Genomic DNA, 3,476 nt, shown 5'->3' with positions numbered 1-3,476 from the left:
CTCTTAAATATTTCCTCCAGCGGAATTCCTTCCAATTTTCCTTCCCGATAAGCTTTCAGTCGCCTTTCCGATTCCTCTGCCCAGATTTCATCCAATCTCTTGTCTGGTTCGTCCAGACTCTGGATCAGCCCCTCCACTAGGGTGAGCCGTTCCTCGGGTTTTAATTTCATTGCCGCATCTAATAATTCTTTTGTACTCATTGTGTTGTACCTCTCAGTTTCATGAAATATACCGTTTGAGCTCAAGCCGTGGCCCGTCAGGGATGTCGAGACTGCTGTGAATTGTTAGCCGCTGGTGCTCAGTATCATCATGTATTTTAATAGAATGAACAAGACAAATGATGTAAACAAATGCGACAATGCTGCCCGCAAAAATTGCTGAATCCAGTGTGGGGAAAAAATTCGTTTCAAGTATTATGGTTTAACTATGGAAAATGGCGCGATTGCTTGAAGCATCTTTCGCGTCGGATTGATCTAATTATTAAGCTGTTAGTTGGCGACAGCGTACAATTATTTTTCTATGAAAAAATTATCTCCCGATGTAATCACAAGCCGGTTGGCAAACCTACCCCAGCCAAGCTATGCGGAAGATTTGCCCGTTCACGCCCGGCGGGAAGAAATCAAGCGTGCCATCGAAAATCATCAGGTGGTGATCATTTGCGGCGAGACCGGATCGGGCAAAACTACGCAAATCCCCAAAATCTGCCTGGAGCTCAAGCGCGGTGTGACTGGCCTGATCGGCCATACGCAGCCACGCCGTATTGCGGCACGCACCGTAGCGGCGCGTATTGCTGCCGAGCTCAATAGCGCCGTGGGGCAGGCGGTCGGTTATAAAATCCGCTTTACGGATAAAATCAGTCCGGATACCTATGTCAAGCTGATGACGGACGGGATTTTGCTGGCCGAAACGCAGAGCGATCCGCTGTTGCAAGCTTACGATACACTCATTATTGATGAAGCTCATGAGCGCAGTCTGAATATTGATTTTCTGCTCGGGTATATCAAGCAGTTATTGCCCAAACGGCCTGATCTCAAACTCATCGTCACTTCCGCTACTATCGATGCACAGCGTTTTTCCGGGCATTTTAACGATGCGCCGGTGATCGAAGTGACTGGCAGGCTATATCCAGTGGAAATCTGTTACCGTCCATTGCTTGCCGATGACGAGGAAGATAATGATATGCAGCGCGCCATTCTTCATGCGGTGGATGAACTGATCGCGCTGGGTCCAGGCGATATTCTGGTCTTTCTCCCCGGCGAACGAGAAATCCGCGAAACCGCCGAAACGCTACGCAAGCATCATTTTAATTATTTGCGCTCCGTATTGTACTGGCTACCAATGTGGCTGAAACTTCATTGACTGTTCCGGGCATTCATATGTGATTGATACCAAGTTGTTTTTCTCTGTCCATATATATCCTGGTGCATTCTAACGCTTAACGCCTTGGCTTCAGCGGGCGGGTGCGAAGCAACTGATCCGCTGCAAGCCGTTAGGCATACATTAACTTGCCCTTCGGCTCAGGAATGGAACGGCCTAAATTTTTGGCTGTCTCGATCCACTCCTGAATTACAGTTTCTGCATTAGCTACGGCTTCTTGATACGTTTGCCCATCAGCCATGCAGCCAGGCAGTTCTGGAACCTCAACGATGAAAGTATGATCTTCATCGCTCCAGTAAATGACCATTTCATATTTAATCGACATCGTGTCCACCGAGCCGGTATTTGAGTATCAGATTTCTGACTTGTTTGACTTGGTACACCTTTGCTTTGTTTCCTTTGGGCTGGAGATTGATAATTTCGGCTACACCGCTCTTTGTGAATATATGGTGATCTCCTCTAATCCTCTCGTCAAATCCAAGACGCTTGAGGAGTTGGCATAATTCCGAGAAGTCGATATCTGCATCCGATGCACCACTCAGGAGTTTTTGCCGAAGCTTGTCATATTTTCCCATTCACTATTTTCTTTCTGTTCACTGTATGGTCCTGCCTAACGTCCCGTGTAACCGGCCGCCGACGAGCGAAGCGAGGAGGGTACCCAACAGCGAAGCAGTTAGGCGGTCCGGTTCATGCGGATGTTAGATACCGATGTCAACATGACTTGCGTGGCGGTCACGCCCTCGTGTGAATAAGGGGGTTGGCTAGGCTTCTCGAACTCGGGGCCCCAGAAAGTAATATGCTCGGAGGCAAGAGAAGCATCGCCAGTGAGTTGCCTTCGAGCCAATAGAAAGATTTCGAAGATGCTTTTCGCGGTCGGCTTAAGCTGAAGAGTCTTGCTTAATTCAACGGCGAGTTCCGGAGGTAGCCAGAGAGAAGCCTCAAACAACAGTCGGTTTCGGTCCTTGGGGATCTGCTCGCCTCGCGGGACTGCGATCCATTCAGCGAGGAGCTCTGACACGAGTGCAATCTTCTGTCTTTCGTCGAGCTGGCGTTTGAAAATCTCGAGGCGTTGATTGTATTCGTGCTCGATGGACGCCTTGGCGCGAGCTTCGGTCCATGTCTTCAGCAGGAACGCGACCACGGTCCCGGCGAGGCCGCCGGCGAGTAAGGAGGTGAGAACCTCAATCATAACTATCCTTCGGGATCTAACTAAAATTAGGCGTCCGAAATGACGTGATACATTACGTCATAAAAGATATCTAATACGAAAATACTCATCATATCTCCTTATGTTTTAATATCATTGGTCGAATTAGCTGTCATCATATCAAACTTGTTTAGACCCACAAATAGAATGAATAAGCCCATTGAAAATAAACCTCGGCTTTTGGGCCAAGTGCGGGATAAACTTCGACTAAAGCATTACAGTTATCGCACCGAACAATCGTATATTGACTGGATCAAAAATTTTATTTTCTATCAGCCTGATACGATAGGGAAAACGAAATTGAGTCGTTCTTGTCTTACCACGTTTGCACATCACGGATGTGGAATTTTCCCGCCATGAAATTATTGTGCTCAATCGGCAAAATCTCAACGCTTAACACACGGCTTGTGTTTCATAAGCGTTCATACGCTGATCCCCATGTTATCAATCGAAACAAGCAGCGCTACTATGCTTATAATTAGTAGGTATTTCTCATACCTGGTAATCGTACTCGGCATGACGGCCGATCCAGACCCAAAGAAAGCCGCCGTCAATCTCCACCGCAATCGCCCGATAGTGCAGCCCACGCGGACAGACCAGACCTTCCCCAGTTTCTTGAAGTGAAGGGATGGATGCGATGGATCGGTTTTCATCAGGCGAAAGCTCTTGTCCGCGAGATCACGCACGTCTTTTGGCAGTGCATGGTATTGTGTCCAGAACCGCGAGGATGCAGTGTGCTTCAAAGGGGCTTAGTCTTTCCGGCGCGATGCTCGGCGAGTGCCTCGTCGATTAGTGAGTCTAGCTTTCCCGAAACCGCATCAGCCTCGATCTGTCGATCCCATCGGGAATTCTCGTACTCGATGAACCAATCGCGAAACGCCGCGAAAGATTC

5 protein-coding genes and 1 pseudogene are annotated in these 3,476 nt (G+C 48.3%); 2 read left to right on the top strand and 4 right to left on the bottom strand.

The window, feature by feature from the left end; genetic code table 11:
* Window positions 1-200: addiction module protein (locus tag BM021_RS14610; protein WP_090721716.1), on the bottom strand; the 200-nt coding region annotated here is incomplete at its 3' end.
* Window positions 201-519: 319 nt separating this feature from the next.
* Between BM021_RS14610 and BM021_RS14605 the strand changes: the two are divergent.
* Window positions 520-1,373: pseudogene (locus BM021_RS14605) on the top strand (DEAD/DEAH box helicase); the annotation flags it as partial.
* A 116-nt stretch (window positions 1,374-1,489) separates the two neighbouring features.
* Here BM021_RS14605 and BM021_RS14600 read toward each other — a convergent pair.
* The 3 genes from BM021_RS14600 to BM021_RS14590 all read right to left on the bottom strand — a co-directional run bounded on the left by BM021_RS14600 (window position 1,490) and on the right by BM021_RS14590 (window position 2,566).
* The gene (locus BM021_RS14600) at window positions 1,490-1,702 is read right to left on the bottom strand and encodes a type II toxin-antitoxin system HicB family antitoxin (RefSeq protein WP_090721715.1); all 213 of its coding nucleotides are present in this window, start codon (window positions 1,700-1,702) and stop codon (window positions 1,490-1,492) included.
* Window positions 1,692-1,952, bottom strand: a complete 261-nt coding sequence (locus BM021_RS14595; RefSeq protein ID WP_090721714.1) for a type II toxin-antitoxin system HicA family toxin — start codon at window positions 1,950-1,952, stop codon at window positions 1,692-1,694. Before BM021_RS14595 ends, BM021_RS14600 begins: the two co-directional genes overlap by 11 nt.
* A gap of 98 nt (window positions 1,953-2,050) precedes the next feature.
* Complete coding sequence (locus BM021_RS14590) at window positions 2,051-2,566, bottom strand: hypothetical protein (RefSeq protein WP_090721713.1); 516 nt, start codon at window positions 2,564-2,566, stop codon at window positions 2,051-2,053.
* 165 nt (window positions 2,567-2,731) lie between these two features.
* On the opposite strand from BM021_RS14590, the gene BM021_RS14585 reads away from it, so the two are divergent.
* Complete coding sequence (locus tag BM021_RS14585; RefSeq protein WP_090721712.1) at window positions 2,732-2,944, top strand: phage integrase N-terminal SAM-like domain-containing protein; 213 nt, start codon at window positions 2,732-2,734, stop codon at window positions 2,942-2,944.
* Window positions 2,945-3,476 lie beyond the last annotated feature (532 nt).

Origin of the sequence: Nitrosomonas sp. Nm166 (genome assembly GCF_900112825.1) — a bacterium.
Taxonomy (GTDB): Bacteria; Pseudomonadota; Gammaproteobacteria; order Burkholderiales; family Nitrosomonadaceae; genus Nitrosomonas.
This window is presented reverse-complemented; position numbering and strand designations above follow the sequence as displayed.